Origin of the sequence: Gelidibacter sp. (assembly GCF_035515035.1) — a bacterium.
Taxonomy (GTDB): domain Bacteria; phylum Bacteroidota; class Bacteroidia; order Flavobacteriales; family Flavobacteriaceae; genus Gelidibacter.
Genome location: NZ_DATJCA010000166.1, coordinates 1 through 19,356 on the forward strand (window position 1 = coordinate 1; position 19,356 = coordinate 19,356).

Below are 19,356 nucleotides of genomic sequence, written 5' to 3' on the forward strand. Positions count from 1 at the left end.
ATTATTATAATCAATCAATCCTGTGGCTTTGTCCACACCATAAAAAGAAGGATCATATAGTTTACCCGAAAAATTCACCGGAGAACCATGAGTTAAATGACCCCCATGCGAGAGGTCAAAACCAAGGATTTTATCTCCAGGTTTTAAGCACATAGAATAAACAGCGGTATTTGCTTGACTTCCAGAGTGCGGTTGAACGTTGGCATATTCAGCTCCAAATAAGGCTTTGGCACGATCTATGGCTAATTGCTCCACCTCATCTACTATTTCACACCCTCCATAATAACGCTTTCCAGGATAGCCCTCGGCGTACTTATTGGTTAAAACCGATCCGGCGGCTTCCATTACCTGATTGCTTACAAAATTCTCTGAAGCAATAAGTTCTAAACCGTTTAGCTGTCTCTCTTTTTCAGCTTCTATAAGCTCAAATATTTGTTGGTCACGTTGCATAAATTAGATTTTTAGACATTCCCGCGAAGACGGAAATCTTAATTCATAATAATTTCTTGTCAATTTTCACCAAAAATAGTAAATACAATAGTTAATCAAGTCAAAAAAAGAATTATTCATCTGAATTTAATCGAATTATAATTTCCTCTAAAACAACATAACTTTAAGTTTATTTTTTGTTTTTAAATTAAAAAAAATATGTAGGTTTGAATAGATTTAATATGAAACAAATTAATTGCAATACTATGTCTATATCAGCAAATAACCCTCATCGCACATCTTGGCTTCACGTGGGAAAGAACTCTGATTTTCCTATACAGAACATCCCATTTGGTGTGTTTTTAACCCGAGATGATATCATTACCATTGGCACCCGAATTGGGGATACAGCCATCGATCTTGGTGCACTGCATCAACTTGGATATTTTGAGGGGATTCCATTGACTGACGATATATTTCTTCAGGACACTCTAAATGATTTTATTGCCGATGGCCGTAAAACATGGCGTGCCGTTAGAAATAGAATTGCTGATATTTTTGACAGTAATAACACCACCCTGAAAAGCAATCTCAAACATAAAGAAATCGTTTGCTTTAGGTTGGACGAAATAGAAATGCAATTGCCGGTTCATATTGGTGATTATACCGATTTCTATTCGAGTCTTGAACACGCCACCAATGTAGGGACCATGTTTAGAGGTGCTGACAATGCGTTGATGCCAAACTGGTTGCACATTCCTGTAGGTTACCATGGCAGGAGCTCCTCGATTATTCCATCTGGAATTCCTATACACAGACCTCAGGGTCAAACTTTACCGGATGGCGCTACTGAACCTGTTTTCGGTCCGTCTAAATTGATCGATTTTGAATTGGAAATGGCTTTTATAACCACAGATGCCAACGATTTGGGCGAATCTATTCCTGTCAATGAAGCAGAAGAATACATTTTTGGATTGGTTCTTTTTAACGACTGGTCTGCTAGAGACATCCAAAAATGGGAATACGTGCCTTTAGGACCATTCTTAGCGAAAAGCTTCGCCTCATCTATGTCGCCTTGGATTGTGACCCTTGATGCTCTAGAGCCCTTCAAAGTTGAAAGCCCGAAACCCATCAAGCCGCTATTACCTTATTTAAAATCGAAGGGAAAGAAAGGGTACGACATCAATTTGGAAGTTGCGATACGTCCAAAAGACGCTAAAGAAACCATTGTGAGCAAATCCAACTTTAAATATATGTATTGGAATATGTCTCAGCAATTGGCACACCATACCATTAATGGCTGTCCAATAAATTCAGGTGATATGATGGGAAGTGGAACCATTTCTGGACCTACTGAAGACTCATACGGCTCTATGTTGGAATTGACTTGGAGAGGCGAAAAACCTATAAAGATGAAAGATGGTACGGAACGTAAATTCATCAACGATTACGATACGGTCATCATGAGAGGCCATTGTGAAAAAGACGGTACCAGGATAGGATTTGGCGAGGTTTCAACACAACTGCTCCCAATTTTCAATCAGAAGAAGAAAAAACAATAAGCGGGAAGCATGAAGCACAAAGCACGGAGATTGGTAGCGACTAATTTTCGTGCTTTTTCTATTTAATCAATTGCTTCAAGCTCCAAGCCTCTAACTTCCGACTCCTTCATTTGGCATGTGTTTTGGAATCCATTAACTTTAACAAATTAAATACCAGACTTATGAAAGCAAAACTACTCTTCACAGTATTTATTTTATTAATTGCTTCTTGCAGTGGTAAAAAGCAGATCGAGAAAGCGCTTCATTCTGGAAATTATGATTTGGCCATTGAGGATGCTTTAAGGAGACTCGAAAGCAATAAGAATAAAGATCGTAAACAAGATTTTGTGGTCATGCTGAAAAACGCTTTTGAAAAGGCCGTTGAGCGTGATCTAAATACGATTAAACATCTCAGAAAAGATGGCAATCCTGAGCATTATAAAACTATTTATGAGACTTATCTCAACTTGAATTCGCGTCAGGAAGTTATTAAACCTGTACTGCCATTACAAATAGGCAATAAGCCACTGCGGTTGGATTTTAAAGACTATTCCCATGTCATTACCCAGTCCCGCAATGAGGTTTCTTCCTATCTGTACGATACTGGATTGTCACTTCTGGATTCACATAACAAACAGGACATCAAGGAAGCGTATAACACCTTTCAATACATAGATCGTATCAACCCAAAATATAAAGACGTACGGAATTTAAGGCAAAAGGCCCATAATCTTGGATCTGATTATGTTATTGTAACTATTGAAAACCAAACCGATCAAATCATTCCAAAGCGATTGGAAGACGATCTGTTAAATTTCGATACCTACGGATTGAATCAATTTTGGACTGTTTACCATGCCAATCCTGATGAGAGAATTAACTATGATTATGCCATGTCTTTACAACTGAAACGCATTAATATTTCGCCAGAACGATTTAATGAAAAGCAGTTGCTCAGAGAGCGTCAAATTGTAGATGGTTGGAAATACCAAAAAGACAGCAGAGGAAACGTTGTAAAGGACAGTTTAGGAAACGATATCAAAATTGACAATGTCATCAATGTACGGGCACGTTTTTTTGAATATCACCAATTTAAATCGACTCAGGTCCTTGCGGATGTAGTATATGTGGACTTAAAAAACAACCAAACTTTGGATGTGTTTCCAATCAACAGCGAATTTGTATTTGAAAACATCTATGCCACCGTCAAAGGTGATGAGCGCGCACTGAGTGCTCAGGATCGCGACTTACTGCGCAATAGAAGCTTACGTTTTCCTTCAAATGCTGATATGGTTTACGATACCGGCGAAGACCTCAAACTAAAACTAAAACAGATTATAAATTCATATAAAATGCGAAATAAATAAAAACTCCCAAAATCTAATTTGGGCGTTTTTCCATGACCTATTTGATTTTACATCTGTCCGAATGACTTCGTCTATTACGCAACTATTGATTAGTTACGTCACGAACATTACACCAGAGTTTAAAGTGCTCTTAGAGCATTTAAAAGCTCATCAGGTCTTTCAGAACTGAGAATGTATTTCTTAGAGGTCGTGGTAATTCCCACCATCTGTCTTCTGTCCTTAACAAAACTAATAGCCCCGTCCATCGTATTTCCGATGAATCCAAAAACTCCTTTACTACCATAAGTCATGGTCAAACTCGTCTGCGCTAATTTTGTGACCTCTACAATGTCCGATTTTGGAATGTATATCTGACCAATATTTTTCTTTAAAATAACCCCCTCATCTTCAACGACTATTTCGTTCATAGAGTTCGCGTAAAAGTAAAAAACCGTACTGGCAATAATCAATCCCAAAACAAGCCCCCAAATCCATCCATCACTTTCATTTGTAGTAACTAAACCAAGAGTTACCAAAACCAACACACTCAATACGCCAGTAGTCATAATCTTCACAGATGAAGAACTTTTGCTTTGGTAAATTTTCATGGATTTATTTATTAAAGGTTTCTATCGAAGATATGATATATTAAACAAACTTTTCTAATTCCATATTATTAATCCCACTATGACTCTCATGAGCTACCACTACACCATTTTTGACCACCACCAATTGCGGCGATTGGTGCATGACCTGAAATTGTTCAGCAATTTTGTTTGAAATGGCTCTGTAGGCCAACAAATCTAAATAGTACAGATCGGCCTCATTTTTTGAAAATTGATAATCTTTCTTAAATTGACTGATCACCATTCTACTCACCCCACAGCGCGTGGAGTGTTTAAAGATGAATTGTGGTTTGGTTTTGGATTTTTCCACAAGGGCATCCAATTGTTCCAAAGTATTTAAATCAATCCAAGGCGTTTCATTTTCTTGATTAAGATTATCCGAGCCGGCAGAGGAGCTTGAAGAAGCCCCAAAAAGTTTATTAAATAGTCCCATGTGAGTGTTTTATATTAGTTATTGATATTCTTCATTACTTATTCGTGGTTTCACATAAATTAAGATTCTTCCACCACCAATCGTTAATCGTTAATCCTCAATCTTTAGTTTCCATTGCGTTAAAGTTTTTCTAAATAGCTCTCTTCTTAGCTAAATTCTGAATAACTTTATAGAGCAGTCGAACAATATCCATACATCTTACAAACTGACAAAATGACAGTTAATTCTTGATGTTTAGCGACATTTTGTCGCGCCTCGTGGCTTGGTAAGGTAATTGAAATACACCTTGAAAACAACTACGAATTTAATAAAAACTCCAGCAAATGAGGAGTCAAGAATATAAATAATAACGTACAAAAAATAAGATACCCGCTTTTTCGGGCCAAATATTATGAACTTTAACGATTATACCATAAAATCACAAGAGGCCATTCAGCAGGCGCAACAGCTCGCTCAAAGTCATGGCCATCAACAAATAGAAAATGAGCATCTATTTAAAGCCATTTCTGAAGTTGACGAAAACGTATTGCCATTCCTTCTTAAAAAACTGAATGTCAATATGAACCTATTGGAACAGACCTTAGACCGACAATTAGAAAGTTTCCCTAAGGTGACCGGTGGCGATATTATGCTCTCAAGAGAGGCAAACAAAACCTTGAATGAGGCGGCCATCATTGCAAAAAAGATGAAGGACGATTATGTTTCCATTGAACATTTACTTTTGGCCGTTTTTAAATCGGACAGTAAAATAGCGCAAATGCTCAAGGACCAAGGGGTTACTGAGAAAGCACTGACTGCCGGGATTGAAGAATTACGCCAAGGCGATCGGGTCACTTCACAAAGTCAAGAAGACACCTATAATTCCTTGAACAAATACGCTAAAAACCTCAATCAAATGGCCAAGGATGGTCGCTTGGATCCGGTGATAGGACGTGATGAGGAAATTAGAAGAATCCTTCAAATCCTTTCGCGCCGTACCAAAAACAACCCTATTCTTGTTGGAGAGCCTGGTACAGGTAAAACGGCTATTGCAGAAGGTTTGGCACATCGTATTATAGATGGTGACGTTCCTGAAAACCTAAAGGACAAACAGGTTTTCGCTTTAGATATGGGTGCGTTAATTGCAGGTGCAAAATATAAAGGGGAATTTGAAGAACGTTTAAAAGCCGTCATTAAGGAAGTCACTTCAAGTGAAGGCGATATCGTTTTGTTCATTGATGAAATCCACACGCTCGTTGGTGCAGGTGGCGGACAAGGCGCCATGGATGCTGCCAACATTTTAAAACCAGCTTTGGCAAGAGGCGAATTGCGAGCCATTGGAGCCACTACCCTTGACGAATATCAAAAATACTTTGAAAAAGATAAAGCTTTGGAACGTCGTTTCCAAAAAGTGATGGTGGACGAGCCGGATACGGAAAGTGCGATTTCCATTCTCCGTGGCATTAAGGAAAAATATGAAACCCATCATAAAGTACGAATTAAAGACGAAGCCATTATTGGTGCGGTAGAACTCTCCGAACGTTATATTACCAACAGATTTCTGCCCGATAAAGCCATTGACCTTATGGACGAGGCAGCGTCCAAATTACGCATGGAAATCAACTCCAAACCAGAAGAACTGGATGTATTGGATAGAAAAGTGATGCAGTTGGAAATTGAAATAGAAGCCATTAAGCGCGAAAAAGACGAAACTAAATTGCAAAACCTACGTTCTGAGCTTGCCAACATTAAAGAAGAGCGCAATGAAATGAATGCGAAGTGGATGAGCGAAAAAGAAGTGGTTGACAATATTCAAATCGCTAAATCCGATATTGAAAACTTTAAATTGGAAGCAGAACGTGCAGAACGTGAAGGCGATTATGGCAAGGTAGCGGAGATCCGTTATGGAAAAATCAAGGAGGCCCAAGAGGAACTTGAAAAACTTCAAAAGGAACTACAGGCAAATCAATCTGGAAGCTCCCTGATCAAAGAAGAAGTAACTTATGAGGATATCGCAGAAGTTGTGGCCAAATGGACAGGAATTCCAGTAACCAAAATGTTGCAGAGTGATAGAGAAAAGCTGTTAAAACTTGAAGATCAATTACACAAACGTGTGGTGGGACAGGACGAAGCCATCACAGCAGTGAGTGATGCCGTGAGACGTAGTCGTGCAGGATTGCAAAACCCGAAAAAACCAATTGGCACCTTCCTGTTTTTAGGAACTACCGGGGTTGGAAAGACCGAATTGGCAAAGGCTTTAGCAGAATATCTGTTTGACGATGAAGCTGCCATGACGCGAATTGACATGAGCGAATACCAAGAACGTCACAGCGTCAGCAGATTGATTGGCGCACCTCCAGGATACGTAGGTTATGATGAAGGCGGGCAATTAACCGAAGCTGTAAGAAGAAAACCTTATTCAGTGGTGCTGCTCGATGAAATAGAGAAAGCCCATCCAGACACCTTTAATATTTTATTACAGGTCTTGGATGAAGGCCACTTGACAGATAACAAAGGGCGGCTTGCAGATTTCAAAAACACTATTATCATTATGACTTCCAATATGGGAAGTGATATCATCCAACAACGTTTTGAAGCGACAAAAGATATCGATACTGCTATAGAATCGGCAAAAATTGATGTCTTGGGCTTATTAAAACAAAACGTACGTCCGGAGTTTTTAAACAGGATTGACGACATCATAATGTTTACACCATTATCAAGAGAAAATATTATTGAGATTGTAGGATTACAATTGAAGGGCTTAACAAGAATGCTAGACAAACAAGGTATTACTTTTGATGCAACAGATGAGGCCACGGCCTATTTAGCAGAGAAAGGTTACAATCCTGAGTATGGTGCGAGACCCGTAAAACGTGTCATACAAAAAGAAGTATTGAATGAATTGAGTAAAGAATTGCTCGCTGGAACGATTACTGCAGACAGCATTGTCCTGTTAGATTCATTTAACAATAAACTGGTCTTTAGAAATCAAGAACAATTGGTGGACGAGGTTCAGAAACAGTAAACGTTGGCATTTTGAATGCCGGCGTTTGAAAGTCCGAGAGGATTTTTCATAATAATTGGTTGGTTAGGAACAGCACAAGTCTTGAAAAAGATGAGTGCTGTTTTTTTTGATTTGAGTCAAAAAACCTTCCGTCAAAGTTGTAACTTAACGATTATATGTAAAAGAAAAAACGAATGGGTATCATTACGTATTACAATTTTGAAGATAGCGAAGTATTTATTTTTGACGATTTCATTATCAATCAAGTAAAGGAGGCTGTAGTTATAGAGCCACATCACAATGATATTTTCAATGAGGTAGTACAGAAGCATTTTAGCGGGAAAAACATGGTGTATATTTCCAATAGGGTAAAATCCTATTCGGTAAACCCATTAATTTATCCGGAAGCCGAAAAAATTCCAAATTTGATTGCTATTGCCATTATTCCTAAAACAGCACTTATGCGGAGAAATGCCGAATACGAGCAGGAGTTTTTTGATAAACCTTATGAGATTTTTGATAGTTTAAGTGAAGCCATCGTTTGGGTTCACAGTATTATGCCCAATTCGAAAACTTCTGATTAGATTATGAATCTCAGGCCTATGCAAGGAGATATGATTAAGGCCACCATTGGATTAAATAAAATCCTTTGATCAAGGATTGGAACACAACTTTAGATTAACTATGACCTCTGAACATTGCAAGAATTTAAATGATTTCATTTAAGACAGGAAAGAATGTTAAACATAATGTAAATGTGACCCAAACTCCCATTTATTGTAGTCTTTTTGTACATCGAAAACGTATCTATATCTGGCGAATGTTTTATTAAAATAGGTCAAAAACCTATTAATCTCACTCAAAGCCGTTTAATGAATAGGTACATTTTAATTCTTAACCGTTCGTCTAATAAACATCAAAATACTTTAAAGGAATAACCGTTTACCGTAATTTTACAACACTTAACCCTACAAATGAATTATGAACATCAATCAATATATTGACCACACCCTTTTAAAACCAGGTACAACTGAGAGGCAAATCATCGATTTATGCAACGAGGCAAAGAAATATGAATTCTATGCGGTTTGCGTTAATAGTTCTTACGTTGCCCTGGCCAAACAATTGCTATCTAAAACTTCCGTAAAAGTTGTTTCCGTTGTAGGATTCCCTTTGGGCGCCATGGCGACAGAGGCCAAAGTTTTTGAGGCTAAAAACGCCGTTAATGATGGTGCTGATGAAATTGACATGGTCATCAATATAGGATTCCTTAGAAGTAAAAATTATGTTGCTGTTTTTAAGGATATTTTGGACGTTAAGACGGCCATTGGTAAAATCCCACTAAAAGTAATTATTGAAATTAGTGAACTTTCCAAAAACGAAATCGTTAAAATCTGCGAAATTTGTTTGGACGCCAAGGTCGATTATATTAAAACATCAACCGGATTTTCTAAAAGCGGCGCCACTTTGACCGCGGTGAAGATCATTAAGAAAATTATTAAAGATCAGGCAAAAATAAAAGCTTCTGGTGGTATAAAAGATTTGGAAACTGCCCTGAAATATATTGATGCAGGCGCAGACAGAATTGGCACCTCATCTGGAGTTGCAATGATGACAGATAAAATGTCAACACCTTAAGATTAATTTTTATCTTTAGGGATTAATCTAATCCCATGAGTGTACATATAGAAGCCAAAAAAGGAGAAATTGCCGAAACCATTCTTCTTCCCGGTGATCCCCTAAGGGCGAAATGGATTGCCAACACATTTTTTGACAACCCCAAACTTTTTAATAATGTTCGAGGCATGCTTGGTTATACCGGCACCTATCAAGGCCAACCCATTTCTACGATGGGTACGGGAATGGGTGTACCTAGTATTTCCATCTATGCCCATGAATTGATTACGGAATATGACGTCAAAAATCTTATTAGGGTAGGAAGTGCTGGGTCTTATCAAAAAGATGTTAAGTTAAGAGATATAGTTTTGGCCATGGCCGCCTCCTCTACTTCCGGTATTAACGAACTGCGTTTTGGCGGTGCGGATTATGCACCTACGGCAGATTTTGGTCTGTTTCAGAAAGCCGTCACTGTTGCACAAGCTAAAAATATTCCCATAAAAGCAGGAAACGTATTGACGAGTGATGAGTTTTATGCCGATGATTTTGAATCCTTTAGAAAATGGTCGAAATTCAGAATTCTTTGTGTAGAAATGGAAACTGCCGGGCTTTACACTGTGGCCGCAAAGCACAATGTGAATGCACTAAGTCTTTTAACGATATCCGATTCCTTGGTTACTGGCGAACGCACCACATCAGCAGAAAGAGAAACAACGTTTAAGGAGATGATTGAAATCGCTCTGGAACTGGCTTAATAATTCAACTATATAAAAAGACTATGGAACGTTTTCTCCTCACCATTTGTATCACCCTTTTTTCAGTAAGTACTTTTGCCCAAGAAGATACTATTTCTGAAACCACCACCTATTATTTTATTCGCCATGCCGAAAAAGACCGTAGTAATCCTTCAGAAAAGGATGCCAGCTTAACCATAGAAGGCCACCAGAGAGCGCAAAACTGGAGCCTCATTTTCCAACACATCCCTTTTGATGCTGTATATTCCACAAACTTTAACAGAACCATAGAAACAGGACAACCCACCGCATCTAATAATCGTTTGGAGATCATTACGTATAACGTAAGTGATGGTTATGATGAAGCTTTTAAGAAAGCCACCACAGGTAAAACTGTTTTGGTTGTAGGGCATAGCAATACCATTCCCGATTTTGTCAATGCCGTGATTGGACATGAAAAATACAATGATATTGAAGACACCAATAACGGAAATCTTTATATTGTAACCATCAGCAACGGAATTACCTCAGACCTTGTGCTTACGATCAATTGAGCAGGTTTACCTGAACATTCTTAAGTTCTATTTTTGAAAGGAGTTGTAGTTTATCGGCAATAAATAAATCATCTAGGTTTTCAAGATTGACACCAACAGTGGCTGGTTTGAAATTGTTATAATCGGCAAAACGTAATCCGTTGCTCATTCTTGTATTATATGCTTCCCTAAACCGCAATCCAACACTGCCATCAATTTCCTTATAAGAATACGCTAAATAATCCACTGTAAATTGCTCTTTTTCTATCCAATAGATAAATTCGTCGTCAAAATCCTCACCACCCCCATCTTCAGAAAAGGTGATTTTAATTTTATGATAATCTTTACCCTTGATTTCTTTTGAACCTAAATAAGCTTTATGAACCGCTTTGCCATCCAAACTATAAGGCAACACTGAGAAATAATGCACCGAATTAACCGAATTACTGTATAAGGAAGTAAGGGAGTCTGACAAGTGTACTTTTTCTTTATCCCTGAATCGTTCAAAACCAGAATTGCTCAAAACATCTTTGATTTCAGAAACTGAATCTTTAAAATGGCGCTCCAATTGAAATTTACCCTGATTACGTATGGCTCTATAATGAATTTCCCGGAAATCAAAATTAATGTCAGAACGATCAAACAATTCCCCTCCAGCAACTTCAATAGATTTGTTAATCACATCTTCCGCAGCCTCCGTCATGCTTATTTGATTTTCTTTTTCCTTACAATTGAAAAACGATAACAACGCGACCAAGATCAAAACATTCCTTAACATACTATTTTTTTTTTAAATGAATGCGTAAATTTAAAGATTACGGATGTGTCTGCCTCAAAAGTTATCTTAAATGTTTTACCTTTGGCTTCCTATGCAGAAACACATCAACATAAAAAACAGAAAAGCACGTTTTCATTACGAAATATTGGATAAATATGTGGCCGGAATTGTTCTATCAGGTACAGAAATAAAGTCCATTAGAAACAGTAAAGCATCTATTGCCGAAAGTTTTTGTGAGTTTAATGATAAAGGCGAACTCTTTGTCATTAACATGAATATTGAGGAATATGCATTTGGCAACTATAATAACCACAGGCCCAAAGCCGAACGAAAGCTCCTCTTGAACAAAAAAGAACTCAAGAAACTTCAAAAAGACGTTCAAATTAAGGGCTATTCCATTGTTCCCTTACGTTTGTTTATTAATGATAGAGGCTTTGCTAAAATGGAAATCGCTTTAGGAAAAGGGAAAAAACTCTATGACAAGCGCGACACTATTAGGGACCGAGACAATAAGAGGAATCTCGATCGGATCAAGAAAATCTACAGTTAAGCATCTCTTTCGAAGTGTTTTTCAAAAGTGTAATAGTCCTATACCAAATCCCTCAATAGGAAAGCAAAAAAATAATCAATTATTTAAGATTGTTATAACAATCCCAAGCGGTTATTATAGCTAAGTTTGAAACACTTATAGGCAATCCGTCACATCAAGAACTTTAGTCCACGAAGTTTGAATAAGGAAGTGGCTTTTCAATTGAGGTAAGCCTCGGGGTATTAAAACCCACTGGTGGGAATATATGTGCCTATAGCAATAGAACCCAAACTTTATGACTAAAAATTTACTCGCTTTCTTTCTTGTAATGATCAGCTTTCAGACCTTTTCCCAAATAAAAGGACGAATTACAGATCAAAAAAACGCCGCACTTCCCTTTGTCAACATTTATGTAGAAAATACATTTACCGGAACCACCAGTAATGATGAAGGTTACTATGAACTGAATCTGAGTAAACCCGCTACTTACACCATCGTATTTCAGTTTTTAGGCTATAAGACGGTGAAGAAAGACATCGAGATCAAACAATTTCCATATATTTTGGATGCTACTCTTGCTGAAGAACAAATTTCACTGAACGAAGTGGTGATCAATGCTGATGACAATCCTGCAGATATCATCATGCGTAAAGCCATTGCATCAAGAAAGGCGAATTTGGAAAAAATCAATGCTTTTAAAGCCAACTTCTATTCTCGCGGCCTGATCCGAATAAAAAATGCTCCAGAAAAGTTCTTTGGACAGGAAATGGATGATTTTATGGTGGGATTGGATTCCACTAGAAGTGGCATTTTGTATCTATCAGAAACCATTTCTGAAATTGAATACATGCGACCAGATAAATTAAAGGAAAAGATTATCGCCTCAAAAGTGAGTGGTGACAACAACGGATTTAGCTTCAATACCGCGAGTGATGTCGATTTCAACTTTTATAATAATACGATTGAATTGGGCAATCAGATTATTTCTCCAATTGCCGATTATGCCTTTAATTACTATAGATACAAGCTGGAAGGTGTGTTTTATGACGACAAAGGCAATCTCATCAATAAAATCAAAGTCATCCCGAGACGTGATAACGATCGGATTTTTTCCGGAAGTATCTATATCGTGGATAATCAGTGGACTATTTATGCTTTAGAATTAGGCATTACGGGAATTCAGGCACAAATTCCACCAGCAGAAGTCATTACCATAAAGCAAAATTTCTCTTATTCAGACACTGATGAAATTTGGGTTATGATTTCCCAAGGCATTGAATTTAGTTATTCTCTTTTCGGATTTAAAGGTGATGGTCGCTATACTGCGGTCTATAGCAATTATGATTTCACTACTGAGGTAAGCAAAAAATCTTTTGGGAAGGAAATTTTATCATTTGGAAATGAAGCCAATAAAAAAGATTCCACGTATTGGAAAAGCTTTAGACCAGTCCCTTTAACGGATGAAGAAATCAACGATTATTTATTAAAAGACAGCATTCAAACCCTTAGGGAATCAAAACCTTATTTAGACTCCATTGATGCCAAAAACAACACGTTTAAAATCCAAAACATTCTCTTTGGATATAGTCACCGGAATTCTTTTGAAGATTGGTCTGTGGGTTATAGCTCACCCCTCTCCGACTTTCAATTCAATACCGTTCAGGGTTACAATTCAGAATTGAGTTTTTACTATCGAAAAAACCTGGATAAATACCGACGTTATTTCTCAGCAAATGCCTCTTTACAATATGGAGTTTCTGATGATCGCTTAAGAGGAACAGCTTCTTTTAGATATAAGTTCAATAATATCAACTCGCCGTTCTTAACGATTTCTGGCGGTGTTGAAACGCATCAGTTTAATGATGCGCAGCCTATTTCACCTTTGGTCAACTCAGTAAGCTCCTTGTTTTTCGAAAATAATTTCCTGAAAATATATGATAAAAGTTTCGCTCAATTTGGTTACTCACAAGAAATATCAAATGGTATCACTATTTATAGCAACCTAGCTTACGAGCGCCGAAAAGCGCTGGTCAACACTACAGATCAAGTGATTTTTAATGATAAGGAGGACAGCTACTCAAGTAATGATCCATTACATCCTGGTATTTATGGAATTCCTGCTTTTGATACGCACCAACTTTTAAAGTTCAAACTCAATGCACGTTTCAATTTTGGACAGGAATATATGAGTTATCCCGATAGCAAGATCAATATTCCGAACAGCAAATACCCTACCTTGTATTTAGGTTATGAAAAAGGATTTGCAGCTTCAGAAAATCAGTATAATTTTGATCAGCTTAAAGCCCGATTGACCCAAAGTTTTAACGTAGGCAACAAAGGTGATTTTAAATACAACCTAAAGGCGGGCACATTTTTTAATGCCGATGCTATTGGGTTTATGGATTATTACCATCCCAATGGCAATCAAACACACGTTGGCACCTCCAGCACCTATCTTAACGTGTTCAATAATTTACCGTATTATGAGCTGAGCACAAACACGTCCTATTTGGAAATGCATGCCGAACATGATTTTAAAGGATTGCTCTTAAGTCGTGTGCCATTATTGAATAAACTGAATTACAATTTAGTGATTGGTGCGCATGCCTTTGCAACCGAAAACACCAAACCTTATCAGGAATATTCCATTGGGATCGACAATATAAGCTTTAAGAAATTTAGGTTCTTACGTGTGGATTATGTGCGCTCCTATCAAAACGGGTATCAAGGCGACGCTATAATCTTCGGTTTGAAATTTTTGAATATTATTGAATAATGAACTTTTGACTTTGATAGCAATTTTGAAGAAGTTTAAAAATCCTATTGTAGTGCGCGTTTTTTTCTATGTTAACACCAATCAAATCAAAAGAAAATAATTTTATTTGGAATTACAAAAATTCTTAACCGCAAGGAACATAAAGAAAAATCGCAAAGGAGCGCAAAGTTTTAGAAAGGAACTATTATAAAGCATTGCAAGCTTTGCGAAAACCTTAGCGTAAATATCAAAACCAAAACCTCTAAAAACACACAGATCCAAGTACGCCCCATAGCATCACCCTGATTTGTCAATACAGACTGAAAGGCCGTTCCATTCGTGCACTGACAGATTTACATTTATGGGTATTTTCAACACCGACGGATTTGTGAAAATTCGTGCAATACGTGTCTACAAAAAGATGTTGATTAGTTTTTATCCTCCAAAAGTGGCACAAACCTAAATTCGCCATACTCATGCTTTTCGAAATCTTTTAATCCGTTTCTAATGATTAAAGTCATGGTTTGCACCTGATCCCCAACCGGAATTACTAATCGGCCTCCAATTTTCAGTTGACTCATCAAGGGTTTTGGAACAAATGGCGCCCCAGCTGTGACAATAATACTATCAAAAGGCGCTTCTTCTTTTAGACCTTTGTACCCATCACCAAAAACGAGTTTTTTAGGACGATAGCCAAGTTTAGGCAGAAATTTACTGGTAATCTTAAAAAGTTCCAATTGACGTTCAATACTGTAAACTTTTGCACCCAATTCACATAAAACAGCGGTTTGATAGCCACTTCCCGTACCTATTTCAAGAACTTTATCGCCAGGTTTGATCTGCATCAATTCCGTTTGGAATGCTACAGTATAGGGTTGCGAAATGGTTTGGTCTGCTGCAATTGGAAACGCTTTATCCTGATACGCATGATCCAAAAAGCTGGAATCCATAAATAAATGTCTCGGAATTTTACCGATGGCCTTAAGCACTTTTTCATCAGTAATTCCTTTATCCTTTATAATGTCAACAAGTTGCTGTCTTAAGCCCTTATGTTTAAATGTATCTTTCAAAGCGGTGGTAAGTTTGCAGGCTAAACTACTTCAAAAAACAGCAAAACCCAAATCAAAAATTCCAAATTCTAACTATTTGAAAATTTTTACGAGTCAAAATTAAAATGGCCCGCTTTAGTCCCAAAATTGTTTTAATCTCCTTAAAAAACCTCATACAAAACAAATTTGACAGTTCATTCGTAAATTAATTCGTATCGCCAGCTTCCAACTTCCAGCTTCATACTTCAGGCTTTTTTCTCTTTCCATTTCTTTTTTTCTGCCTTAAAAAAAAGCTATTTTTGTATAAAACGTATCGTCTATGTTAAAAGCAGGAGTTCTTGGTGCCGGTCATCTAGGAAAGATTCACTTACGCCTTCTACAGCAATCTGAAAAGTTCAACTTGGTTGGATTTTTTGACGCTGATGAAGTCAATGCAAAAAAAATTGAAGCCGAATTTGGATATAAATATTTTGATACTATTGAAGGTCTCATCAATGCTGTTGATGTGGTTTCCATTGTAACGCCAACATTGTCCCATTATGAATGTGCAAAATTAGCGATTTCTAAAGGCAAACACATCTTTATAGAAAAGCCTATTACCAATACGGTTGTGGAGGCTGAAACTATCAGGGCGTTGGTAGCACAAAACAATGTGAAAGGTCAGGTGGGCCATGTAGAACGTTTCAATCCTGCGTTTAAGGCAGTCAGAGACCAAATACACAAGCCCATGTTTATTGAAAGCCATAGATTGGCAGAATTCAATCCGCGAGGTACCGATGTTCCTGTGGTTTTGGATTTGATGATCCATGATATTGACATCATTTTGAGCGTGGTCAATTCTAAAGTCAAGAATATTTCGGCAAGTGGTGTTTCCGTTATTAGTGAAACGCCGGATATTGCCAACGCACGGATTGAATTTGTAAATGGTTGTGTGGCTAATTTAACCGCCAGCAGAATTTCCTTAAAAAACATGCGTAAAACACGGTTCTTCCAAAAGGACGCCTATATCTCGGTTGATTTTTTGGAGAAAAAATGCGAAGTGGTCAAGATGAAAGATGCGCCATTAAGTCCTGGCGATTTTGATATGATCCTTCAAAATGCCGAAGGCGTAAAGAAGCAAATTTATTTTGACAATCCTGAAATCTCCAATAATAACGCCATTTTAGATGAATTGGAGTCTTTTGCAGACGCCATTAATAATAATACAAAACCAATTGTCACGCTCCATGATGGAACGGAAGCTTTGCGTGTCGCAACGATGATTATCGATCAGTTTTGATCCGGTAGGCGAGTTTCCGAATAATTAATTCGACACATTAAAGAGCTACCACCTTCTTAAGACCAGTTACTAGGTTTTGAGAGTGACATAAACCAGGAAATTTAATAAGAATAAAATCTCCTCTTTGGAGGATACACAAAACATATTTCAATGAAAAACATAGCCGTAATTGGAGCAGGAACCATGGGAAATGGCATTGCACATACCTTTGCTCAAAGTGGTTTTAAAGTCCAATTAATTGATATTAGTGAAGATTCACTCAAAAAAGGAATTGATACCATCACCAAAAACTTGGATCGCATGGTGGCCAAAGAACATATTACCGAGGCTCAAAAACAGAAGACCCTGAGTAATATTTCCACATTTACAGATATGTCTGAAGGTGTTAAAAAGGTCGAACTAGTCGTGGAAGCCGCTACGGAAAACATCGACTTAAAAATCAAAATATTCAAACAATTGGACGACATCTGTTCCAAAGACACTATTTTGGCAACCAACACCTCTTCAATTTCCATCACGCAAATTGCGGCCGCCACGTCGCGGCCAAAACAAGTGATCGGAATGCATTTTATGAACCCAGTTCCGATTATGAAGTTGGTGGAAATCATTCGTGGGTATAATACCAGTGACGAGGTGACCAAAACCATTATGGCCCTTTCCAAAACCTTAGGAAAAGACCCCGTTGAAGTGAATGATTATCCAGGATTCGTGGCCAACAGAATTTTGATGCCAATGCTCAATGAATCTATTGAAACGCTCTACAATGGCGTTGCTGGTGTTACAGAAATCGATACCGTTATGAAACTTGGGATGGCGCATCCTATGGGGCCACTGCAATTAGCAGATTTTATTGGATTGGACGTTTGTCTTTCCATATTAAATGTAATGTATGACGGATTCAAAAATCCAAAATACGCGCCTTGTCCATTGCTAGTCAATATGGTCAGAGCCGGAAAACTCGGAATCAAATCAGGTGAAGGGTTTTATGACTATTCTGAAAACAGAAAAGCCGAGAAGGTAGCGGAGCAGTTTTTGTAGTCTGCAGTCGCAATGTTTAGTGTTCAGGGATCCTGAAAATTCTGAAACCCAAACATGGTTGGAATTTGCATTGGCATGCGAATATATTTCCCAAACTGAATCAAAATGCTAAAAGATAAATCCGTCGAAGTTGGCAAACTTATTAACTATATGATCCAAAATCTGGACAAATTTGGTTCAAAACAACCATCAACTGTTTACTGTTCACTGACCACTGAACACTTGATTAGACTGAATACTTGATTAGACTGAATACTAAAAAAATGGCCAACATCATCCCATTCAAAGCTGTAAGACCAACGCGAGACAAAGTGAGTTTGGTAGCGGCACGTTCCTATCAAAGTTATACTTTGGAACAACGTGAGTCGCGATTACGAGATAATCCATTTTCATTTTTACACATTGTCAATCCTGGTTATAAATACGATAAACAAATTTCTGGGGACGCACGTTATCATCTCGTTAGAAACAGATATTTGGAATTTAAAGAAGATGCCATCTTTGTACAGGATGATAAACCCTGTTATTACGTCTATCAGATTACCGATAGAGATCAGCAGGTTTTTAACGGTATAATTGCCGCTGTAAGTGCTGAAGATTATGAAAACGACATCATCAAAAAACACGAAGACACCATAGAATATAAGGAAGTCATCTTTAAAGATTATTTGAAAACCGTGGGATTTAATGCTGAACCAGTACTCCTAACCTACCCTGATAATGTAATCATCGCACAAATTATTGAACAGGTACAAAAAGATCGGGCCGAGTTTGAATTTACAACAACCTATAGAGATACACATTTGTTGTGGAAGGTTGAAAATGATGAGCAATTAAAACAAATTGAGCATGAATTTCAACAGATGGAAACAATTTATATTGCCGATGGGCATCACAGGTCAGCATCCTCTTACTTGCTCTATAAAGATTTAAAAGAAAATAATCCAGACCATAATGGACACGAATCCTATAACTTTTTTATGAGTTATCTCATTCCTGAGTCCGATTTGCGGATCCATGAGTTCAACCGTGTTATCAAAGATTTGAACGGTTTGACCAAAGAAGAATTTTTAATTCAGTTGGATATGGTCTATCGGATTGAAAACAGAGGACAAACCCCATACAAGCCAATAAAAACCCATCAATTTAGCATGTATTTGGACGGTGACTTCTATTCGCTCCACTTACGAAAAACAGGTTATGAGATAGCGTCCTCTTTAGACAACTTGGATACACAAATTTTGTTTAAATCTATTTTAGAACCTATTTTAGGGATCCATGATTTAAGAAATGATGAGAGGATTGGTTATATCAATGGGAAAAAAGACATCGTATCTATGAAAAGTGCGATAGATGAAGGGAGTTATAGGGTGGGATTTGGAATGGTTCCTGTCTCTATTGAAGAGATGAAAACCATTGCTGATGATGGGCTTAAAATGCCGCCAAAGAGCACCTTCATTGAACCTAAACTAAGGAGTGGGGTCACAATTTATGAGTTTTAAAAAACATAACTTATTTGTTGTTATAGGTAGCTAACTAAACAACAAAAATAAAAAATTAACGATCATGAGTATACAGGAAAAATTGAATCATATAAAATCGACACTGCCAGATCACGTTACCTTGGTAGCGGTTACAAAAACAAAATCTGTTGAGGAAATCATGGAAGCCTACAATGCCGGA

At 37.5% G+C, this 19,356-nt stretch carries 16 protein-coding genes and 2 pseudogenes; 13 read left to right on the top strand and 5 right to left on the bottom strand.

Features of this window, described 5'->3' with window-relative positions; genetic code table 11:
- Positions 1-450, bottom strand: a pseudogene (gene glyA, locus VLZ86_RS14000) (serine hydroxymethyltransferase); the annotation flags it as partial.
- A gap of 245 nt (positions 451-695) precedes the next feature.
- On the opposite strand from glyA, the gene fahA reads away from it, so the two are divergent.
- Positions 696-1,991 carry a fumarylacetoacetase gene (gene fahA, locus VLZ86_RS14005; protein WP_325452411.1) on the top strand — a complete coding sequence of 432 codons (1,296 nt, stop codon included), beginning with the start codon at positions 696-698 and terminating at the stop codon, positions 1,989-1,991.
- Between the two features lie 161 nt (positions 1,992-2,152).
- Positions 2,153-3,337: a hypothetical protein gene (locus tag VLZ86_RS14010; protein ID WP_325452413.1), complete on the top strand. Its 1,185-nt coding sequence runs from the start codon at positions 2,153-2,155 to the stop codon at positions 3,335-3,337.
- Between the two features lie 119 nt (positions 3,338-3,456).
- Here the strand turns inward: VLZ86_RS14010 and VLZ86_RS14015 are convergent, their stop codons facing one another.
- Both VLZ86_RS14015 and ytxJ read right to left on the bottom strand, forming a co-directional pair.
- Positions 3,457-3,924 (bottom strand): PH domain-containing protein, encoded by a 468-nt coding sequence (locus tag VLZ86_RS14015; RefSeq protein ID WP_325452415.1) that lies wholly within the window; start codon positions 3,922-3,924, stop codon positions 3,457-3,459.
- Between the two features lie 40 nt (positions 3,925-3,964).
- Positions 3,965-4,375: a bacillithiol system redox-active protein YtxJ gene (gene ytxJ, locus VLZ86_RS14020; RefSeq protein ID WP_325452417.1), complete on the bottom strand. Its 411-nt coding sequence runs from the start codon at positions 4,373-4,375 to the stop codon at positions 3,965-3,967.
- Between the two features lie 391 nt (positions 4,376-4,766).
- On the opposite strand from ytxJ, the gene clpB reads away from it, so the two are divergent.
- The 5 genes from clpB (at position 4,767) to VLZ86_RS14045 (ending at position 10,266) form a co-directional block, all read left to right on the top strand.
- Positions 4,767-7,382, top strand: coding sequence for an ATP-dependent chaperone ClpB (clpB, locus tag VLZ86_RS14025; RefSeq protein ID WP_325452419.1), 2,616 nt, complete (start codon positions 4,767-4,769; stop codon positions 7,380-7,382).
- A 173-nt stretch (positions 7,383-7,555) separates the two neighbouring features.
- The gene (locus tag VLZ86_RS14030; protein WP_325452421.1) at positions 7,556-7,945 is read left to right on the top strand and encodes a hypothetical protein; all 390 of its coding nucleotides are present in this window, start codon (positions 7,556-7,558) and stop codon (positions 7,943-7,945) included.
- 397 nt (positions 7,946-8,342) lie between these two features.
- Positions 8,343-8,999 carry a deoxyribose-phosphate aldolase gene (gene deoC, locus VLZ86_RS14035; protein WP_325452423.1) on the top strand — a complete coding sequence of 219 codons (657 nt, stop codon included), beginning with the start codon at positions 8,343-8,345 and terminating at the stop codon, positions 8,997-8,999.
- Positions 9,000-9,034: 35 nt separating this feature from the next.
- Complete coding sequence (gene deoD, locus VLZ86_RS14040; protein WP_325452425.1) at positions 9,035-9,733, top strand: purine-nucleoside phosphorylase; 699 nt, start codon at positions 9,035-9,037, stop codon at positions 9,731-9,733.
- A gap of 23 nt (positions 9,734-9,756) precedes the next feature.
- A complete protein-coding gene (locus VLZ86_RS14045) occupies positions 9,757-10,266 on the top strand; it encodes a phosphoglycerate mutase family protein (protein ID WP_325452427.1) in 510 nt (169 codons plus the stop codon).
- On the opposite strand, the gene VLZ86_RS14050 is transcribed toward VLZ86_RS14045, so the two are convergent.
- Positions 10,259-11,023 (bottom strand): DUF6503 family protein, encoded by a 765-nt coding sequence (locus VLZ86_RS14050; protein ID WP_325452429.1) that lies wholly within the window; start codon positions 11,021-11,023, stop codon positions 10,259-10,261. The genes VLZ86_RS14045 and VLZ86_RS14050 overlap by 8 nt on opposite strands.
- 91 nt (positions 11,024-11,114) lie before the next feature.
- Here VLZ86_RS14050 and smpB point away from each other — a divergent pair, with 91 nt between their 5' ends.
- Together smpB and VLZ86_RS14060 are read left to right on the top strand one after the other, a co-directional pair.
- Positions 11,115-11,573: an SsrA-binding protein SmpB gene (gene smpB / locus VLZ86_RS14055; RefSeq protein WP_325452431.1), complete on the top strand. Its 459-nt coding sequence runs from the start codon at positions 11,115-11,117 to the stop codon at positions 11,571-11,573.
- Positions 11,574-11,847: 274 nt separating this feature from the next.
- Entirely contained in the window at positions 11,848-14,328 is a 2,481-nt protein-coding gene (locus VLZ86_RS14060; protein ID WP_325452433.1) for a DUF5686 and carboxypeptidase regulatory-like domain-containing protein, read from the top strand.
- A gap of 407 nt (positions 14,329-14,735) precedes the next feature.
- On the opposite strand, the gene VLZ86_RS14065 is transcribed toward VLZ86_RS14060, so the two are convergent.
- A complete protein-coding gene (locus VLZ86_RS14065; protein ID WP_325452435.1) occupies positions 14,736-15,377 on the bottom strand; it encodes a protein-L-isoaspartate(D-aspartate) O-methyltransferase in 642 nt (213 codons plus the stop codon).
- 298 nt (positions 15,378-15,675) lie between these two features.
- Between VLZ86_RS14065 and VLZ86_RS14070 the strand changes: the two genes are divergently transcribed.
- The 4 genes and pseudogenes from VLZ86_RS14070 to VLZ86_RS14085 form a co-directional block, all read left to right on the top strand.
- The gene (locus VLZ86_RS14070; protein ID WP_325452437.1) at positions 15,676-16,635 is read left to right on the top strand and encodes a Gfo/Idh/MocA family oxidoreductase; all 960 of its coding nucleotides are present in this window, start codon (positions 15,676-15,678) and stop codon (positions 16,633-16,635) included.
- Positions 16,636-16,785: 150 nt separating this feature from the next.
- Positions 16,786-17,673 carry a 3-hydroxybutyryl-CoA dehydrogenase gene (locus VLZ86_RS14075; RefSeq protein ID WP_325452439.1) on the top strand — a complete coding sequence of 296 codons (888 nt, stop codon included), beginning with the start codon at positions 16,786-16,788 and terminating at the stop codon, positions 17,671-17,673.
- Positions 17,674-17,936: 263 nt separating this feature from the next.
- Entirely contained in the window at positions 17,937-19,175 is a 1,239-nt protein-coding gene (locus VLZ86_RS14080) for a DUF1015 domain-containing protein (RefSeq protein WP_325452440.1), read from the top strand.
- A gap of 64 nt (positions 19,176-19,239) precedes the next feature.
- Positions 19,240-19,356, top strand: a pseudogene (locus tag VLZ86_RS14085) (YggS family pyridoxal phosphate-dependent enzyme); the annotation flags it as partial.